Origin of the sequence: Prevotellamassilia timonensis (assembly GCF_900106785.1) — a bacterium.
Taxonomy (GTDB): Bacteria; Bacteroidota; Bacteroidia; order Bacteroidales; family Bacteroidaceae; genus Alloprevotella; species Alloprevotella timonensis.
The window spans coordinates 92,741-112,111 of the sequence record NZ_LT629844.1; the positions used below are offsets into that span (position 1 = coordinate 92,741).

Below are 19,371 nucleotides of genomic sequence, written 5' to 3' on the forward strand. Positions count from 1 at the left end.
TCAGGAAAAACAATGAGGGAGGGTGCATCAGGTTGATGCGCCCTCCCTCATTGTGGATACTTTGAATAGTTGTGTTGTGCTTTATGCCATAGCCTCCTTAATGCAGTCTACAATGTAGTGCACATCATCGTCGGTGACCCAGGGGCCGGCGGGCAGACAGAAGCCCACCTTGAATATGGCCTCCTCAATGCCGTTGGTGTAAACCTCAGCATCGGCATAGACGGGCTGCTTGTGCATGGGTTTCCACACAGGGCGGCACTCCACTTTTTTCTGCAACATGAACATACGCAAAGCCTCGACATTGGCATTGGGCTGACAGTCGGTCACGGCAGAGTCTACTGCATGAATAACGCCTGCCGCACCGCCCACGGCTGTGGTTATCACCTCTTTGTAGGCAACATCTTGCCCCTTGATGCGCACATCGGCATCGAGCGTGGCGGCACAGAGCCAGTAGTTGGCATCGTAGCGCGGGTCGGCCGGCTGCTTGTGCATGTGTACACCAGGCACGTCCTTGAGCAGTTCTTCATACAGGGCCTGCACATGCTTGTGGTGCGCTATGTGGTCGTTGAGCACGGTCATCTGTCCGCGGCCTATGCCTGCACACACATTGCTCATGCGGTAGTTGTAGCCAATGGCAGTGTGTTGGTAGTAGGGGTAGGCATCGCGGGCCTGTGTGGCATACCACATAATGTTGTTGGCCTCATCGGCATTGCGGCAAATCAGTGCACCGCCCCCCGAGGTGGTAATCATCTTGTTGCCGTTAAACGACAGCACGCCATAACGGCCGAATGTGCCAAGCACCTGCCCGTTGTAGCGCGAGCCCATGCCCTCGGCGGCGTCCTCCACCACGGGTATGCCGTAATGGTTGGCAATGTCCATTATCTCGTCAATGCGGTAGGGCATGCCGTAAAGTGCCACGGGCACAATGGCTTTGGGCAGTTTGCCAGTCTTTTGTTGGCGGTCGATGATGGCCTTTTCGAGCAGGGCGGGGTCCATGTTCCAGGTTTCGCCCTCGGAGCCTACAAACACGGGCTTGGCGCCAAGGTAGGTGACGGGGTGGCTCGAGGCGCAGAATGTGAAACTCTGCACCAGCACCTCGTCGCCGGCCTTCACCCCGCAGCCAATCAGGGCCAGATGCACGGCTGCCGTGCCCGCGCTCAGACACACCACTTTGCGGTCGAGCGGTGTTGTGCCATTGCTCTTGCTGTTGGCAAACGCCTCCAAATCGTGTTCGAAGGCATTCACATTAGGCCCCATGGGCACCACCCAGTTGGTGTCGAATGCCTCTTTCACATATTTCTGTTCAAGCCCTGCCTCGCTCATGTGGGCCAGGCAGAGGTAAATGGTTTGTCTTTCTGTATCCATAGTAATATTTGTTAATCCGTCCTTACACCATCTCGCCTGCAAACTTCACCTTGAAGCCTAACACGGTGGCAAATATCATTTCGATATCTTTGCAGAAGGAGTAGTGTCTGTAATAATAGCAGTTGAGGCGCACCTTGTCGGGATAGATAATGGTGTCGTTATATTCGGTGGCAATCTCCTGCATGGGGCGCGTGTCACCCTCGGCCTGGCACTTGGCCACGTAGGCCGAAATCATTTCGTCCTCTAACCGGTACTTCAACGTGGCTGGCCCCGTAATGCCCGGACGCAACTTTAGCACATCTCTGTCGGCACCTTGCAGCTTGTCGGCGTACCCGGGTACATCGGGCCTTGGGCCGACGAACGACATGTTGCCAATGAGCACGTCCCACAGTTCGGGCAGTTCATCAATTTTGTAGTGGCGCAATTTGGCCCCGAACGGAGTGATGCGGCTGTCGCCGGCCACGCTCACCGACGAGCCGTTGTGGTTGACCGCCATGGAGCGGAACTTGTGGCAGGTGAACAGCCGTCCGTCCTTGCCCACACGTTTCTGGCAAAAGAATGACGGGCCGCCCGGCATCTTTATGCGTATAAGGATTGCCACGATGGGGAACACCCACCAAATTAAAAGCAGCCCCACCAATGAGGCTGCTATGTCGAAGATTCGTTTGGATAGCATGTAGATTGTCTTTATTATAAGTATTATTTATCCCAAATGCTTCTTGCATTTTTGTTTATTTTTGTCCTATAGTAGGATTTAGCAAGGAGTATAAAGTGTAAATATATATTTTCATTATATACCAGTTTATATTTCCATCGGCTCTTCCAAAATCTTCCTATTTTTTCGATAATTGTATTTGGAATTTGATTTCTAAAGTTTAAGATGTTGGATTGAACTCGTTCTTCAAGTTGATGGTTCCTTTCCCACTTAGGCAAACAATCTGCGGGTACTCCCAATTTGTCTATAACAATTCCGTTTATACAGCATAAGAATTTGAAAAAACCAGTTTCTTTGGCTTTTAATTTAACCATATTCCAATCCACGTTTTTCCCTTCGTGCATTACAAAGGTCGCCCAATCACATAATTGTCGCAAATTGGTTTCATCATGGCAGAAGTGTCCTGCGATGTGGTATGATAGAAATAAAGCATTCATGTTGACAGTAGGAACATAACACGTAATCTTTCCTATATCAATAGATTCTGCTTTTTTTGCTTCTTCCTCAAAATAATATTCTAAAGATAGTGTATTAGGGTGAATTGCCGTATTGATTATAGATGCATGGTTTTCCACCATTATGCCCTCAAATGGAAAAGTGCTATGTTTATCTTCATTCTGTTTGCTTTTGATACCAAATCTCTTTTCAATTATCTTGTCAGCTTTGCCACCATCACCAAACATGTAGATGTCGATATCACCGCAAATACGATGTCGTGGATTGGGATAATTCATGGAAAGACCATACCCTTTCAAAAGTAATATTTGCAGCCCCTCTTCATTGTAAATTTCTGCAAGTCGTTCTATAACATCTCTTTGTCTATTATATATTTTCTCTGCCTGCATTACAGAAGAGACCCATTGTAGTTTGATCTGTTTAGGTATGGTTGGCAAACAAGAATGTTCTAATCCCTTAGCGGACATGCCGTCAACACAAATAGCGGCTACTCCATGTTTTATAGAAAGTGTATAAAGTTTTTTCCAGTCTACATCTTGATTAGACATTGTAACATCATTGCCTAACCCTAATGCTACAAGTTTCCAAAGGTCGTTTTCTATTGTTTTCATTTGTTGTTGAAAGGCAGCTTAAGCAATCCCATTAATGAACCGCAGCCATACGATACATGTAATACGATAAAACTCGTTAGCAAATAAAAGAAATTCAATTTCTTGCTAATAGCAAGTTTAGCACTCACACCACCCATTACTAACAGATATACGCTCAGTGCCAAAGCTGAAATACAAAATGCAGGGCACCACATCAGACCAACAATTGTGGGTATGGTAAATGACAGGACGAACAATAATGGTACGAAGTGCCGAATGGATAAAGAACGTAACTCTTTAGTGTAATAAACCGTTAGAATATTCCATTTGCCATTGCCATAATTGTTCTTTGCCAGTTTTTTATAGGTTTCACGTGCAAGATAGGTGCAGAAAGTATCTGGAATGATTACAATCTTTCCACCGCCACGTATAATGCGTTTATTTAGTTCTATATCTTGGTTACGCACCAATCGTACATCATACATGCCATACTTATCAAAGACACTACGTTTCCAACAGCCAAAAGGTACTGTCTCAACTTCCTGTGCTTTCGTTATACCTGTACGGAAAGTGGAATTACCCACGCCAAATTTATTACTTAAAATTTCACGAATAGCAAGTGTTTTTGGCGTCTTATTTAATACATCAGTACGGCATACGGCTCCAACGTTATCCGCATCATACAGTTTCAGAGCTTTAACTAAAGCTGAAAAATAGTTTTTCTCATAGGTTGCATGGGCATCTAATCGCATGATGACGTCACCCTTAGCTTCTTTTATACCTAAATTCATAGCCCAGGGAGCAATGCGATGAGTATTCTCAATCATTCGAATGAACGGATACGTTGCAATATATTCTGCTGCAATTTCGCGTGTGCGATCCTCGCTCATACCGTCCACCAAGATTATCTCCAAATCATTTTTAGGATAATCCTGCTTAAGTATACTATCTATACATTTTGCTATGTATTTTTCTTCGTTATAAATTGGTACTATTACAGATAGCATAAAATCTCTTTTTAGTTTTTATTTGTATGTTATAGGAATGGCTCTTTTATTTATTACGAAGCACTAATGTTTTATGTTCGGAAATAAATACTTCATAGTGTTCAAAGATTGATGCAAACTGAGAGTTATTTTGATGACCTTGACAATTGGTATGTGTCAAAGCACTGCCTTTATGAAAATATTGGTAAAGATCGTCGAAAGAGTAGTTTTTCTTTGATTTTAGTATAAACCGCTTAATTGTTCCAATCCTTAATCCGTTGAACCAAAACCATATATCATCTGCCAATGGACATAATTGCATAAATAGATCTTCACGCATCACATCTGAATGTAATGAACCATGTGGATAATATATACCACCAACTCCGATAGGAAATACTAAATTCCCCGATTTGTAATCTTTATATGATTCCCATTTTTCATAGTGCGATGGATAATCATTTTCTATAATAGGCTTACTTGCGTTAAGACAAATAATATCTTTGGGATATCGTTTATGTTCTTCAACCAATGCCTGAACCGTATCCGCCGAATACATCATATCATCATCAACGGTTATGATATCTTGATTAGGATAAAATTTAATAGTTGGAATAAGTTTCTTATATGAACGAATATCTTTATAATACATTATCTCTAATCCCTTTGACTTAAGTCGCAGAAGTCTTGCGGGAAGTTTTTCATCTGTCCACTCATTCTCGGCAAGCCAAAGTATTATACGTTTGGGTTGAATATTTTGGCGCAATAGCGAACAGATTGTGTAGTAAACCACACATTTTTCAACACGTCTTCCGTAACTTGTTAAGGAGACAATTACATTTGCTTGATTTTTATCGCCTAAAGAGGGTATATTTAATAGACTTAAATCAAAGCAGTATTTTAATATATATCCCCAAAGACAACGTACTAATATTCGTAATTTGCTCATAATTATTTTAATCTTGACTTTATAACCTTGGCAGGTACACCTCCAGCCACAGAATAGGGAGGAATGCTTTTAGTTACTACTGCTCCTGCACCAATGATGCTTCCTTTTCCAATAGTAACACCAGGAAGTATGATGACGTTGAATCCAATCCAGCAATCATCTTCGATTATAACCTTTCCGGGGGGGGTAATATCCTTGATAAATCATGTGTTGATTTACATCATCATGTTTATGATTGCTCGTTATAATGATGACATTTGGTCCCATCATCACATCTTCACCAATTTCCAAGGGTCCCCTGATTTTACAGTTAATGCCAAGATTAGAATTCGTACCAATTCTAATTCCATTTCCAGTGCCGAAATCAGCACCTTTCTCTACATTAATATTCTTGCCATGGGCGTCAAAAAGTTTACCTGCACACCAACTTCTCAGTTTTCGTACAAAATTGCGAATAGGTAAATTGTTGTCAGTCGCAGGAAAATGCTGAAGAATACCATAGTAGAACAACAAAAAAACATATTTCATGAAACTATTTCCTTGATTATTTTTTCAGGTTCAACAGAATTAAAATAGTTGAGTGCTCCACTCTTGTAATGTTCATAGTTGCCGAAAATTTTGTTTATGGTTGCAACTATTGCTTCTGTTGTTATTGGATAATTGATACATTCACCACAACCATATTCCATATAAGTATATTTTAGGGCAGGTATGTCATTAGATATCATGGGAATGCCAAACTTTGCATATTCAAAAATTTTATTAGGAGCACAATAAATAGGGTTTATAGTGTAGGCGACAGAACCCATACGAGGAAAATATGAGAGTATGCCTATTGATGCAAGTTTAGTTACAAGCAAATGATATGGGGGACGGACGAAGGGTATAAAGAGAATGCGGTCGGATTCGTATTTTTTCTTCAGTTCATCAAACATGTCACTTCCTCGTCCCATTGCAATAAAAACATATTCGTCGCTTAATTTTTTAATGGCTTCACAGAATTCTTCCAAACGGCGTTCCTTGTCAAGAAATATTCCTTGATACAAAATAACCTTTTTGTTTTTGACCTTTTCTAATACTTCATCATAAAGAGGCTTAATATCTTTCGGTATCGTTTTCAAAACTTCCTCATCAATAACCATCTTGTTTGGCAAAACAATGGGTAATTCATTCAACTGAAACAACCCTTTTGTGATATGCGCTCTATTGTATTCGCAGCAAACGATTTTTTTCGCTTTAGCAAAAGTCCTCGATGGATTATATAAGGGATTCAATAATCTGTATTTCCAATTTATCGAAGGCTCTACATATTCATAAAAATGAAGAATGCATGGATACTTCTCCACAATCTTATTTAAGAGGCAAATGGTTTCTGCCTGCATAATCCAAACTCGGTCATTTGATGTGATATTAGAATCTGTCAAATACTTCTCAACTTGTTTGCGGTATTTTAATTGAGAAGTAAATTTTGTCAGCAATCCGGCTTTGCCATTATATTTTAATGTGGGCCAAAACTCGATGCCTTCATCTTCATATTTTTTCTTTGATTCTGTGTCAGAATATACACCTATGTGAATGACTTTGTATCCCAGCTTAGGCAATACATTCAAAATTGTCAGAACTGGAGGGTAATTGATAATGTCCTCCTTGAGAATTATAAAAACACGTTTCATTTATTTCTTCGTTTTTTGTAATGATGGAATGTTAAAACAAGATGCGAGCAAAATATATAAGAACATCTTAGGAGTATTCAGCATATGTTCCATAAAGAATATGGCAATCATGACTATAAGTATACATTGTCCTGTATTGTCCTTTTGTTTGTAGATGTGTATTATGTAATTAAAGAATAATATTAATCCTACAACGCCCCCCGACACTAATAGGGCTTGAATGCCATTCATGTATGAACCATCATACCTACACCCAGGTATATACACGGCTTTACTTACGGCTTCCATGCCAGCAGCACTGACTCCCAATATTTGATTGATTATATCCATTGCTCCATAAATAAAATATCCTCTCCAAATGCGTATAAACCCAGACTGGGCACCATAAGGATCAACCTCCATTGAGAATTCAGAAGAACGATTCATTATATAACTAATCAATTCGCTATCTTTATAAACAGTTGTTATAAAACCAACAATTATAATAGTAGCAAACATAACAAGTATTCTTTGGTACATTTTTAGAATACCGCTTTTCAAGAAGAAGAAACAGAATATGACGAGCAACGAAACAAAACCGATACCAGCTTTTAACCATATAATGACAAAAAGCATGAGAAGAACTTCTTTCAGTCCTTTTTTCTCTTTAATGTAATTAGATAGGACTATGCAAAAATAGGGAATTATATATTGTACAAAATGAGAAGGTTCCAAGAAAAAAGAAGAAGATCTGTCCATTTCTGCTCGCGATAGGGCAAAAGACATCTCGTCTGAACCTTGATAATACATTTCAAGAAAAGGAATGTATAAAGTAGGTCGTATTCCTGTTGTATTGTAGGATATTTCTTGAACTATAAAAAATGCAACAGCTATATATACTAAGTATCGATAATACTTGAGAACGTAATTTTTGTTTGCATCTGGTAAGAGTAAACCAAGATACAATGTAGACAAAATTAACGCGACTGGAATTAACGCTTGTAGATAGTTTCCTGGTATTCCACATACAAATCCTGCAATTGGAGGAACAATCCACATGTATGCGAGAAACAAAACATAGCTTTTCTCTAAATGTAAGCGGAAGCCTCCAAAAATAGCTAATATGGTAGCTAATATACCAACAACCTCAGGTAGTTCATGACCTGCCAATCGATATGGCGACATGAAATACATAAAGACGCATAAAAACGGAATTACTCTTTTCATCATTGTATTGTTTTGATTATAACATATATAATGACATAAAAGCATGGAGAGATTGTAACATACCTGATCAATCTTTGTTTTAATGTTAGCTTATTTGTCGATATTATTTTCATATCTGGCAGAAATACATCTCTTACCCATTTATAATCAACAAAACTACATTTTGCTTGTGCCATATATTTTAAGGTTCTAATGTAGTTTGTCATAAAAATGGCTTCTGCTACAGAACGATATTCATTATTGTGAGTAGCATTGCAAATATTGTCATGATATTTTTTTGCTTGTAAAGCATAATATGTGATTTCTTTGTATGGAACCACTCTTTGAGTTAGTGATTCCTCATCACATATTCGGTATCTATATCCTTCACCCATTGAATAGTGAGCGCAACTTATAAAAAACACGTAAGCCAGAGAAAATAAATGGTCTTCTCCGTATGAGGTGTTTGTATCGAACCTAATGTCATTATTAGTAATAATACTCCTTTTGAATAGCTTAAAACATGGCGAATTGATAATGTTATTTTCCTCAGAGTAGGCAAGTATACTGAGGATTCCTTTTCCTTTGCAATTTGCAAAATTGTGTCTATCAATGACTTTCCCTTTTTTGGTCCGCACATATCCTTGCATATAGAGATCTGCTTCAACTTTATCTAATTCGAAATTTTCCAAATAAGTAGGTAATATAGTATCATCACTATCCACAAAGCAAATCCATTCTCCTACAGCATGTTCAATGCCATAATTCCGTGCAGAACTAACGCCTCCATTTTCTTTATGATAAACTATTATTCGAGGGTCTTTTCCTGCATAATAGTCACAAATCTCACCGCTTTTATCTGGCGAACCATCGTCCACTAATAGGAGCTCAAAGTCGGTATATGTTTGGCTAAGGATGCTTTCAATACATTCACCGACGTATTTTTCTGCCTTATAAACTGGTACTATTACTGAGATCTTTGGCATTTCTATTCTAAGGATTTTTGTAAAAATAATAAAAGACGGGGGCAAGTGTTTTACGTGTTAATTTGCACTTGATATATGATTCATACTATTTAATGCGTGAGTCTATTCTTGTACTTCACCCCCCAAAAGAACAGTCTGTTATGTACCGGAAACGCACACACAGGCAAACACACATACGAGAACCGCACGAACTCCTTGATGCCTACCAAACAACTTTTGACACGCCTACCATAAGATAAAACGGCCAAAATTTGCCGATAGCAAACAATGTCGCGTGAGCAGCCATTCAAACGTGCGATGTTACAAAGATTCTCAAAAATAGTATAAGTCTTAAGAAAAGCATAAGGCGACTTGATTCCTTTTTCTAGTACAAATTGTACGCTCTCTTGCAATATTGTTCGCAGGGCCTTTACCTTACGCCTCTGTGCTTCTGCACACATAGTAATTGACCCCTCACGTATTTTGTAAACGTAGCTTTCTCGATTTACCACATACATACTGCGGGCAAGGCATGCCAACTGAAAACTCCAAAGCTCATCTTCATGTAGTAGCCCCTCCTTAAACAATAATTGATTATCCTTTAAGAACTTCGCATTACACAATTTGCCACAAGCCATCATGTACCATTCTCCCCGATAATAGGACTTTATTATATCTTCGCCATGCAACGCTGCGCCATCGTGTAATGTAACCGATGGATAGCTCTTGGCACTACCTGTTATTTTATAACCACCTATCACAAAATCATACGCTGTGTTCTTGAACGGTGTTGCCAGCAATTCCAAACAATTATCTGTCAGTTCGTCATCACTGTCCAAAAAATACAGATAATCACCTGTGGCACTGGCAACGCCCGTATTGCGCGCTGCTGACAGACCACGGTTACATTCGTGGTGCAACACCTTAAAGTCTATCTTGCCATTATAGTCATTCAGCACGCTATTTACCACCTCCATGCTGTTGTCTGTTCCGCAATCGTCAATGAGCAGACACTCTATCGAGCCCTGATAACTTTGGCGCATCACCGAATGCAGACAATCTGTGATGTAGGGAGCTACATTATAAACGGGTATTATTACCGATATCTTTATACGTTCCATTGTAACTTTGTAAGTAACACTGTTATTGCCCAAAAGCGTCCACTCCATCACAATCACTCAGCCAGGCTTTGTAAAACGAGCTGAGTTTACCATAGCTATTGTCTATGAAATGCACCCGCTTGCCAAGCAACACCGACAGTATCATCACATGAAGCCGGGTGGTATATATCTCCTTGTATTGGCTTACAAACTGCACGCCCCGACGCGTCATGCTTTTACGGAATAAATGAAGTCCCAGACATCTTTCCAGCCAGCTTGCCAAAGGCTGTATCAAAGGCAAGCATCGTTTTGTACGATTGTTAAGTGCAATACTCTTATAAAACAATCTTTCGCCCAATGTGGGTTTGCTGTCCATTGTCGGCCAGTCCCTCACCTCCACATTGGGCACCTCTATTTTCACATCTCTGTCGCCCAGCTCTTTATCCTTTCGTTTGAGCCACAACACCTTGTCCGTCTCGGGCACGCGCCATTGTGCAAGATAATTCGTCGATATGCAAAATGCCATATCTGGCACGAGTAAGGCAGGGTTATTAAAATGCTCCCGTGCTATTTTCAACGAAGTTTCATCCCTTACACAAATGGTAAGTTTCCTCAGCCGTGCCATGCGGGCTGCATCAAGGCGCATAACCTCAGCATCGTTATAAAAGATTGTATTAGGCAATATCACTATGGGATTGTCTGGATAACATTCTATGGTGTTCATCACGCTATTCCAAGCCTTTCGCCACACATCGCCAAAGTAGCCTCCGCCTGTTATCAATATGACGGTATCTTTACTTAAAGGCTTGCACTCATACTCGTCCCAGCCACAAGTACCAATACATTTGTATGGTATTGACTTCAAAAACTCCAATTCGCCCTCCCATATCAAGGTGTCGCCTATATTTGAGTAGTACGGCAACCCCCAAAGCACATAGTCATTCGTGATGAGAGGAGATATCTTATTTTCTATTATTGAGCGTAATTGATTGACTTTTTCCAAATTCTTCATCCTTTTCTGTTATTATCGCAAAAGGGTAAAAGTGCCATCTTTTACATAATTATTTTTATAATTCCTGTCCGTAAACAACACACCTTTCCCCCAGCAACTTAAATCGTAATAACTACCATAACTCTTGCAACCTAACAAATACATAACAGCTCCAGAGGCACAAAAATAATTCGATTGGAATGATCTGTTTTCCGTCCCCAAATCCCAAACAGAATATGAGGTGCAGCCCAAATTAAATGAAATGGTGTTTTTGTGCACATCTGCCACATTGCCTCCGTGGGAATATCCATATTCACAATTTAACCGTATTACATGAGTGCCATCATGTGCAGTCGAAGCATTGTTGCTTTCATACGCATTTTTCTCACCATTGTGAAAAGCTTTGCACTCAACCTCTACTACATGAGGCGAATTTGTGGAACCATCTGGGGCTGAGTGATAAGAAAAGCCATCTAAGCCATTGTATGAAGCCTCACACTTATATAAATAATGCGTTCCGCCTTGAATACGTAACCCACCCAATGATTGAGCCTTTCCTATATCCTCATTATCAACTAATGACTTATTGAATTTGCAATTTATGTATGTACAAACATCATTAGGATTGTCTATATATGCCCTCAAACTGCCTCTGCTACCATTTATAAACTCTATATTACGAATGAATACATTACCTTTTATAACCATTGGTGGACAGTGTACATTGTCTACAACTACATCTCCCTCTCCTATGAGGTTTACATTTACGAGAGAGACATCACTGCAGAAATTTTCACCTGCTCGATATACACCGTTGGTCATTATAATCGTCCGAGCCCTTGTATGCAAAGCTGATTCTATAGTTCTTTTAGCTTCGGCCCGAGAACTTCCACTATTTTCATCCTTACCATTAACCGAAACATAGACAGTATCAAGCCCTTTCAAGTAATTCTCATTAAAATCATAGGACGTATAAAAGCTAGAAGAACTTTTGAAAATTGGGATTTGTGCTCTAAATCCATCCTCAAAACAATATACAGGAATCTTATTTTGCGTCGTTTCCCCGTAAATTTGATTTAATGACTTCGGCAAGTCCCTTAGACACCACCATTCTATCAAGGATTCATGGAAGCATGCTAACAAAATCGCCAAAGCGGACAATAATACTATCGGGGGGGGGTAAAATTCTCTTATTCATTACGGTCTGAAGGTGCGTTTTAACTTATTCAAAACACGATCTTTAAGTCTGTCTATAGGATTCAGCATTTGAGTAAGTCGAGAATCTAATTCATTACTATCTTCCAACTTTTCATCAAAGAAACTGCGCAATTCTGGCTGTAGCCAAGTTCCACCATCATTCTTTTTTCTATCGCGTAAGTAACCATAATGCACGTCGTTCAAATGTGGAATAAGCCCCATACTTAACATTGCATGACCATTATAGCAATGAGCAAGCGGACACTTACCAACGGCCTTATGCGGGAATGGTTTTTCTGGATTCTCAAAGACATTTCCCAAATTTACATATCCATAACAGCCCGTTGCATCTCCCGTAGTCAAATCTATGTAAGCAGACCATGCACCTGCGTAGCAATAGCCGGTTTGCTTCTTTCCAAATATTGTTTTCTTAAACTCCCAAAATGTCGATCCAAAAGGTTCCCACGTCCTGTTATACTCCTCCTCACTCATTTTTGTTAGATAGTCAATATTTGAAGTTCTGTCATCACGCAAAATTGTCAATTGAGGCAAAGCGCCAAAGTTTTTCATAGAATAATCCTTAACCTCGTCAAGATAAGGGATCAGCTCATCAGAAGGTGCCAACTCTATATTGGCCGAGGCACCGGCTTCCCAAATCTTATGGACATTCTCAGCGAAACGTTCGAGCCAGCCCTTGCGCTTTAATTCCAAATAATGGAAAGAGCACTTAAATTCCAGACGTTTTAGGAGTTCCTTATCCCATGACAAGAACTTGTCAAGTACATTCGAAACCGTCAGGTTTGTCACTACCTCTGCATAATGTCCTTCTTCAACAAGAGCTTTCACATACAGATCCAAATTCTTAGTAAGAAGGGTTTCACCGTCTGCACAAAAATTCATAAAGCATGGGCCGCCAAGACGCTTCATCGAAAGTGCATTAGCAACTTCCGCTGGGGCATACTTAAATTCGGGCTGTATGCCCTGAAAATGTACCGGACGTTGGGCTATATAACAATAGTGACAACGAAAGTCGCAAATCGACATAGGAATTCTGAATAACAATATTTTCTTCATTATTTTCTTCTGCTTATAAGTTGTTTAATTTTTTTTCTTTCTTCCGCATTCAAGAGCAAAAAGCACTCCGAAAGGACAGCAAGCACTCCAACAAGTACTACATCTATGGTAAACGACAACCAACCTGATATAGTACAGACCTTCAAAATGGCTAAAGCTATGATTGTGTTAACGGCACAGCATATCAACGTCAAAAAAGTTTCTTTATAAAATGTAGTACAAGAAACGCCTAACAAACGCGACACATATGGAAGCACCACACATAATTGACGTAAGATGGCAAGTACAGAACTTGTACCCACAATAATATACATATTATACTGGGGGTAAAATTTAAGTCCACAATAAACAATAATGATGTTTACAACTCCCATTGCCACAAACGTTAAAGAATTCACTTTCAAATGATTGGAAGCCGTGAAAACATTATACAATATCTGTGTCCCTGCGACTACAATAAAAGCCATGCATCCTAGTACAGACAATAGAGTTAATATATAAGGGTCCAAAGTCGGTTGCCACAAGCTATAAAATTGTATACCCAAGCAACAAAATGTTACAATTGGAACAGACACTATTACTATTGATATTCTGATGGCAACACGTAGTTCTTTCATTATACTACCCATATCACCCTTTGCCCAACTTTGTGTTATTGATGGGGAAAAATTATTGTTTATCGTCGTAGCCAATTGTATAATAGCAGATGGTATTGTTTTTGATACTGCAACTAACCCCATTGCAAAAGGTGATACGAATAAATTAGCCAATAATAAATCGAACCCCGTTTGTAACAAATGACCACACTGATTTACAGAATTCCATACGCCAGAAGAAAGCATATCCTTAACAGCCCTCCATGAAAAGTCTTTTTTATCAAAATGAATATCAGGCAGTAAGCGATTTTGATAATATACGTAAGCAGGTATTAAAAATATGGATAACATCAATGCCACGAAAGAAACATAAAAGATTTTCACTGGCAGTAAGCTAAATACCGCGAACAATAACACGGCATTGCAAATAGTACGAATGCAGTTCAATATATTACTATAGTAAATGGCATTCTTCACATACATTGAAATACTATATAAAGAAGAAATAAGACCTACAAAGAAATTCGCAAATATGCAACCGAACAACAATTTGACGTCAAGTACGTCCACATTGTCTATAACAATAACATGCTCTAACCTCAAGGATACTATTACAGATATTGGCAGCAACAAAGCAATCAATCCGATATTGGCTACATATACAGACGAATAATAGCCACGAGCTTTATCTATATTGCCTTGATGATACGCTACCGATACAAAACGTGAAGCCATCGAATTAAATGCAGTTGTTAACAACGAAGCGTACATCACAAAATTTGCTGCAAGTTGTGTGTAACCATTTGCTTCTGCCCCCAAAGCTTTTACAATAAAAGGCGATAAAAAGAAACTTGTTGCAAACTGTACTATTACAGTAAATATCCCTGTAATAAGATTAAGTATCGTATAAAATTTATTAGACATTGCTTTATGATAAGTGCTGTATATCTTTTTCTGCAATCATAATAAGAATGGGGGATATTAACCCAATCCCCAAAAGGGAAATGCATTTAGCCTACGCTTTCAATAGGTTGAAGAACCATCTCGTCTTCTTTCACAGGCATATTGAGTCTACGAAGAACCTCAACATAAGGAGATCCCATGTTGACTAACTCCACCCGTGAATTATCTGAACTATATCTAAATGCCATAAACTTCTAATTGTAGTCAGACATATAGACGGCCACTACGAAAATGGCAACAATACGGCTCTTCTTTGAGAGCCACTAATTAAATAATTTGATCATATGATGGCGCACCCGACAAACCCTGTGGAGGGCTGTGCAGATGCTAACCCAAAAACTGAGTTGCCAAACGATACATGATTGCCCAAAAGTAGTACCTTTGCACTATGAATCAGAATGGCAATAAAAATATGTATGAGGGCCTCGCCTCATATTTCCTCCCCGAAGGAGTTCTTAAATATTTCGAGGTGACAGACTTTGCAACACAGCGTACTCTGGACAAGGATGTTCTTTACACAACAGAGCTTCACATCTATCTGGATGAGCGCGACAATCGCACACCAGACATGAAGGATTCCGTGAGCAATGGTTTTGGGGAAGAATCATGTTTACTTGACTATCCAGCCCGAGACAAGAAGGCGGTACTTCACATACGAAGAAGGCGTTGGACAATGCCGGATGGCACAACAAGAAGTGTTGACCTTGACAAGGAGTTTGAACTGAAGCATAAGGGCACTCGATACGCGAAGGACTTCGCGCTTTTTTTAAAGAGGGCGAATGGACTCTGAGACGATAACCGCTCGTCAGATTGGTTATACGTACATGATTAACAGCTCCACGTTTGCCAAAAGATACAAGGACGCCCTGAGTAACTTCGAGACGTGGGAGCAGAAGGATCACGCATCCAAGTGGATTCTTATTCCGCAAAACGTAGGTAAGGAGCAAGGCATAGACGAGACCTCCCTCCAGGGCGAACTGTACACTATCGTTCACAACAAGGATGCCCATGGTCGCAAGGGTGCAATCATAGCAGTAGTCAAGGGAACGAATCCTGCTGACGTACTGAAGGTTCTCATGCAACTACCTGCAGATAAGCGTGAAATGGTTGAGAATATCACGATGGATCTCTCAGATTGCATGCGTGTCATAGCCCGAGAGGCATTCCCTAAAGCCACAGTCATACGTGACTGCTTCCATGTCGTAAAACGCGGTGGAGAGGGCTGCGAAGAGATACGCCTGCGCCTGAAACGAAAAGCCGTAAAGGAGGCGAACAGACAGAAGGCAGAGTTTCGCAAATACCTCGAAAATCTGGCAGCGCAGAGAAAGGCTTACCGCGAGCGAATGAGGAAAAGGCATGGGAAGAACTGGAAGAAGAGCAAGCGCGGAAGAAAGCCTATGAGGCTGAACACTCGCTTTGAACCCAAAAGGCTTGAAAATGGCGAGACTCTTGTAGAGGCACAGACACGATGTCGCAAGCAATTGTCCATGAGCCGAGAGAAGTGGAGCGCAACGCAGAAAAAGCGTGCGAAGATACTTTTCGCACTCTACCCAAAACTTGAAGAAGCATACAATCTGATCAACTCCCTTAGAGCCATATTCAGAAACAAGAAACTCACAAAGGAGACTGCCAAACAGAATTTCAAGGGGTGGTATGAGAAAGTGGCTTCCTGCACTCTGCGTGAAATCAAGTCCGTACGCGATACCATCAGATTCTATGAGGATGAAATCCTGAACTACTTTGACGGACGTAAGACTAACGCTTCAGCTGAATCGTTGAACTCAAAGATCAAATGCTTTCGTGCACAAGTAAAAGGAGTCATAGACATACCATTCTTCATGTATCGTTTAGCAACAGTTTTGGGTTAGCATCTGCACGGCCTACTCCACAGGGTTTGTCGGGTGCGCCNNNNTGGCGCACCCGACAAACCCTGTGGAGGGCTGTGCAGATGCTAACCCAAAAACTGAGTTGCCAAACGATACATGATTGCCCAAAAGTAGTACCTTTGCACTATGAATCAGAATGGCAATAAAAATATGTATGAGGGCCTCGCCTCATATTTCCTCCCCGAAGGAGTTCTTAAATATTTCGAGGTGACAGACTTTGCAACACAGCGTACTCTGGACAAGGATGTTCTTTACACAACAGAGCTTCACATCTATCTGGATGAGCGCGACAATCGCACACCAGACATGAAGGATTCCGTGAGCAATGGTTTTGGGGAAGAATCATGTTTACTTGACTATCCAGCCCGAGACAAGAAGGCGGTACTTCACATACGAAGAAGGCGTTGGACAATGCCGGATGGCACAACAAGAAGTGTTGACCTTGACAAGGAGTTTGAACTGAAGCATAAGGGCACTCGATACGCGAAGGACTTCGCGCTTTTTTTAAAGAGGGCGAATGGACTCTGAGACGATAACCGCTCGTCAGATTGGTTATACGTACATGATTAACAGCTCCACGTTTGCCAAAAGATACAAGGACGCCCTGAGTAACTTCGAGACGTGGGAGCAGAAGGATCACGCATCCAAGTGGATTCTTATTCCGCAAAACGTAGGTAAGGAGCAAGGCATAGACGAGACCTCCCTCCAGGGCGAACTGTACACTATCGTTCACAACAAGGATGCCCATGGTCGCAAGGGTGCAATCATAGCAGTAGTCAAGGGAACGAATCCTGCTGACGTACTGAAGGTTCTCATGCAACTACCTGCAGATAAGCGTGAAATGGTTGAGAATATCACGATGGATCTCTCAGATTGCATGCGTGTCATAGCCCGAGAGGCATTCCCTAAAGCCACAGTCATACGTGACTGCTTCCATGTCGTAAAACGCGGTGGAGAGGGCTGCGAAGAGATACGCCTGCGCCTGAAACGAAAAGCCGTAAAGGAGGCGAACAGACAGAAGGCAGAGTTTCGCAAATACCTCGAAAATCTGGCAGCGCAGAGAAAGGCTTACCGCGAGCGAATGAGGAAAAGGCATGGGAAGAACTGGAAGAAGAGCAAGCGCGGAAGAAAGCCTATGAGGCTGAACACTCGCTTTGAACCCAAAAGGCTTGAAAATGGCGAGACTCTTGTAGAGGCACAGACACGATGTCGCAAGCAATTGTCCATGAGCCGAGAGAAGTGGAGCGCAACGCAGAAAAAGCGTGCGAAGATACTTTTCGCACTCTACCCAAAACTTGAAGAAGCATACAATCTGATCAACTCCCTTAGAGCCATATTCAGAAACAAGAAACTCACAAAGGAGACTGCCAAACAGAATTTCAAGGGGTGGTATGAGAAAGTGGCTTCCTGCACTCTGCGTGAAATCAAGTCCGTACGCGATACCATCAGATTCTATGAGGATGAAATCCTGAACTACTTTGACGGACGTAAGACTAACGCTTCAGCTGAATCGTTGAACTCAAAGATCAAATGCTTTCGTGCACAAGTAAAAGGAGTCATAGACATACCATTCTTCATGTATCGTTTAGCAACAGTTTTGGGTTAGCATCTGCACGGCCTACTCCACAGGGTTTGTCGGGTGCGCCCATATGATAAAATTAAATTAGTAACAATCAAATTCCGCCTGTGTAACCTTATAGAACAAACAGAAAAAACTATAACATTTACCTTGTACTTATTTTCTCCACCACCCTCTCAGCCCACTTCAAGTTCACCGCATTCTTATCACCAGCCTCGGCGCGCTTGTATATCCATACTGCCTCGGCACCAGTTTACTGGGTGTAAGCCTTGATCACGTCGTGCGTGCCACCGCGCGAACGAGCAGCGGTGATGGCGATGTCGCATGGGTGGGACTTGAAATATGATACGTTGGCGCGCAACTCGGCAGCATTGTCACCTTTGGTGGCAACGGCTATGATGAGGTCGTTGTAATGGCAAATGGTCTGCGCGTCGCTGGTGGTGTATGATATGGGCTCGCCGTTGAGTATGTCAATGACCATGGTCTTGCCAAGATTGCCATGATGTAAAGCACGATAATCTTGTGGGGGGCATGATTATTGTACTGATTGAGAACTTATATCATTCGCAAAAAAATGAGTAACAAACCTATAGATGCTCTAAAGCCAAGGCCCTTACGAACTTTTATCTGTTGCTTTTGTTTTGGAGAATTCCTATATCTAAAACTCCGCATTCCACCACTTTGCAGGATTATTATCCACTATTTTTCGCTGATATCCCTGCTTAAATAGGCACAATAACAAAAACAACGCATTACGTTTCTCACTTAAGGTTGCAATTCGCTTCAAATTATGATAAAAAGTACCTTTTTTGATTATTACGCAACAGGTCGAAGTCTTTTTTACCTTTGATGTCAATATGGCTCGATCAACATCTGTCAAATCGCATTTGGATTGTTGTATAAGATCCAATAAATGTTCCCAAAAACACTCTTGTTCCGTACTGTTTAACTTCGTGAAAACATTAAATGTTTTTTCCAATGAATAGACTCCACGTGCATACGATATAATTATTTTGAAACTTGAGCTATACATTACCAAGCAATTTGTTTAGCAACAGAGATGGCGAAATTATGATGTAAGGTCTTGATCTATCCAAAGGC

General features: G+C 40.9%; 20 protein-coding genes and 1 pseudogene. 4 read left to right on the forward strand and 17 right to left on the reverse strand.

Going from position 1 to position 19,371, the window contains the following annotated elements; all coding sequences use genetic code 11:
• Positions 1 to 81: 81 nt before the first annotated feature.
• The 15 genes and pseudogenes from BQ5453_RS05930 to BQ5453_RS05995 form a co-directional block, all read right to left on the reverse strand.
• A complete protein-coding gene (locus BQ5453_RS05930; RefSeq protein WP_071122499.1) occupies positions 82 to 1,365 on the reverse strand; it encodes a DegT/DnrJ/EryC1/StrS family aminotransferase in 1,284 nt (427 codons plus the stop codon).
• Between the two features lie 22 nt (positions 1,366 to 1,387).
• Entirely contained in the window at positions 1,388 to 2,041 is a 654-nt protein-coding gene (locus BQ5453_RS05935; RefSeq protein WP_071122500.1) for a sugar transferase, read from the reverse strand.
• Between the two features lie 23 nt (positions 2,042 to 2,064).
• Positions 2,065 to 3,147 (reverse strand): nucleotidyltransferase domain-containing protein, encoded by a 1,083-nt coding sequence (locus tag BQ5453_RS05940; protein WP_071122501.1) that lies wholly within the window; start codon positions 3,145 to 3,147, stop codon positions 2,065 to 2,067.
• Positions 3,144 to 4,133: a glycosyltransferase family 2 protein gene (locus tag BQ5453_RS05945; RefSeq protein ID WP_071122502.1), complete on the reverse strand. Its 990-nt coding sequence runs from the start codon at positions 4,131 to 4,133 to the stop codon at positions 3,144 to 3,146. The genes BQ5453_RS05940 and BQ5453_RS05945 overlap by 4 nt, the downstream gene beginning before the upstream one ends.
• Positions 4,134 to 4,179: 46 nt before the next feature.
• Complete coding sequence (locus tag BQ5453_RS05950) at positions 4,180 to 5,061, reverse strand: hypothetical protein (protein ID WP_071122503.1); 882 nt, start codon at positions 5,059 to 5,061, stop codon at positions 4,180 to 4,182.
• 2 nt (positions 5,062 to 5,063) lie between these two features.
• Positions 5,064 to 5,234 (reverse strand): annotated as a pseudogene (locus BQ5453_RS14060) (DapH/DapD/GlmU-related protein); the annotation flags it as partial.
• Complete coding sequence (locus tag BQ5453_RS05955; RefSeq protein ID WP_143033311.1) at positions 5,218 to 5,589, reverse strand: acyltransferase; 372 nt, start codon at positions 5,587 to 5,589, stop codon at positions 5,218 to 5,220. The gene BQ5453_RS05955 and the pseudogene BQ5453_RS14060, both read right to left, overlap by 17 nt.
• Positions 5,586 to 6,734, reverse strand: a complete 1,149-nt coding sequence (locus BQ5453_RS05960; RefSeq protein ID WP_071122504.1) for a glycosyltransferase family protein — start codon at positions 6,732 to 6,734, stop codon at positions 5,586 to 5,588. Before BQ5453_RS05960 ends, BQ5453_RS05955 begins: the two co-directional genes overlap by 4 nt.
• Positions 6,735 to 7,943: a hypothetical protein gene (locus BQ5453_RS05965; protein ID WP_071122505.1), complete on the reverse strand. Its 1,209-nt coding sequence runs from the start codon at positions 7,941 to 7,943 to the stop codon at positions 6,735 to 6,737.
• Complete coding sequence (locus BQ5453_RS05970) at positions 7,940 to 8,905, reverse strand: glycosyltransferase family 2 protein (protein ID WP_071122506.1); 966 nt, start codon at positions 8,903 to 8,905, stop codon at positions 7,940 to 7,942. Before BQ5453_RS05970 ends, BQ5453_RS05965 begins: the two co-directional genes overlap by 4 nt.
• A gap of 89 nt (positions 8,906 to 8,994) precedes the next feature.
• Entirely contained in the window at positions 8,995 to 10,005 is a 1,011-nt protein-coding gene (locus tag BQ5453_RS05975) for a glycosyltransferase family 2 protein (RefSeq protein WP_161942402.1), read from the reverse strand.
• Between the two features lie 22 nt (positions 10,006 to 10,027).
• Complete coding sequence (locus tag BQ5453_RS05980) at positions 10,028 to 10,996, reverse strand: polysaccharide pyruvyl transferase family protein (RefSeq protein WP_071122508.1); 969 nt, start codon at positions 10,994 to 10,996, stop codon at positions 10,028 to 10,030.
• A gap of 12 nt (positions 10,997 to 11,008) precedes the next feature.
• Positions 11,009 to 12,067, reverse strand: a complete 1,059-nt coding sequence (locus tag BQ5453_RS05985; protein ID WP_143033313.1) for a hypothetical protein — start codon at positions 12,065 to 12,067, stop codon at positions 11,009 to 11,011.
• A 105-nt stretch (positions 12,068 to 12,172) separates the two neighbouring features.
• Positions 12,173 to 13,246 (reverse strand): hypothetical protein, encoded by a 1,074-nt coding sequence (locus tag BQ5453_RS05990; RefSeq protein WP_071122510.1) that lies wholly within the window; start codon positions 13,244 to 13,246, stop codon positions 12,173 to 12,175.
• The gene (locus BQ5453_RS05995) at positions 13,246 to 14,766 is read right to left on the reverse strand and encodes an MATE family efflux transporter (protein WP_071122511.1); all 1,521 of its coding nucleotides are present in this window, start codon (positions 14,764 to 14,766) and stop codon (positions 13,246 to 13,248) included. The genes BQ5453_RS05990 and BQ5453_RS05995 overlap by 1 nt, the downstream gene beginning before the upstream one ends.
• A 451-nt stretch (positions 14,767 to 15,217) precedes the next feature.
• Here BQ5453_RS05995 and BQ5453_RS06000 point away from each other — a divergent pair, with 451 nt between their 5' ends.
• The 4 genes from BQ5453_RS06000 to BQ5453_RS06015 all read left to right on the forward strand — a co-directional run bounded on the left by BQ5453_RS06000 (position 15,218) and on the right by BQ5453_RS06015 (position 18,297).
• The gene (locus BQ5453_RS06000; RefSeq protein ID WP_143033257.1) at positions 15,218 to 15,595 is read left to right on the forward strand and encodes an ISAon1 family transposase N-terminal region protein; all 378 of its coding nucleotides are present in this window, start codon (positions 15,218 to 15,220) and stop codon (positions 15,593 to 15,595) included.
• Positions 15,596 to 15,629: 34 nt separating this feature from the next.
• Positions 15,630 to 16,673, forward strand: a complete 1,044-nt coding sequence (locus BQ5453_RS06005; protein ID WP_074027632.1) for a transposase — start codon at positions 15,630 to 15,632, stop codon at positions 16,671 to 16,673.
• 168 nt (positions 16,674 to 16,841) lie between these two features.
• The gene (locus tag BQ5453_RS06010; protein WP_143033257.1) at positions 16,842 to 17,219 is read left to right on the forward strand and encodes an ISAon1 family transposase N-terminal region protein; all 378 of its coding nucleotides are present in this window, start codon (positions 16,842 to 16,844) and stop codon (positions 17,217 to 17,219) included.
• A gap of 34 nt (positions 17,220 to 17,253) precedes the next feature.
• Positions 17,254 to 18,297, forward strand: coding sequence for a transposase (locus tag BQ5453_RS06015; RefSeq protein ID WP_074027632.1), 1,044 nt, complete (start codon positions 17,254 to 17,256; stop codon positions 18,295 to 18,297).
• 226 nt (positions 18,298 to 18,523) lie between these two features.
• Here BQ5453_RS06015 and BQ5453_RS06020 read toward each other — a convergent pair whose 3' ends face one another.
• Both BQ5453_RS06020 and BQ5453_RS14735 read right to left on the reverse strand, forming a co-directional pair.
• Positions 18,524 to 18,751, reverse strand: a complete 228-nt coding sequence (locus BQ5453_RS06020; protein ID WP_071122512.1) for a hypothetical protein — start codon at positions 18,749 to 18,751, stop codon at positions 18,524 to 18,526.
• A 177-nt stretch (positions 18,752 to 18,928) separates the two neighbouring features.
• Entirely contained in the window at positions 18,929 to 19,303 is a 375-nt protein-coding gene (locus BQ5453_RS14735) for a DUF5958 family protein (protein ID WP_071122513.1), read from the reverse strand.
• Between the last annotated feature and the right edge of the window lie 68 nt (positions 19,304 to 19,371).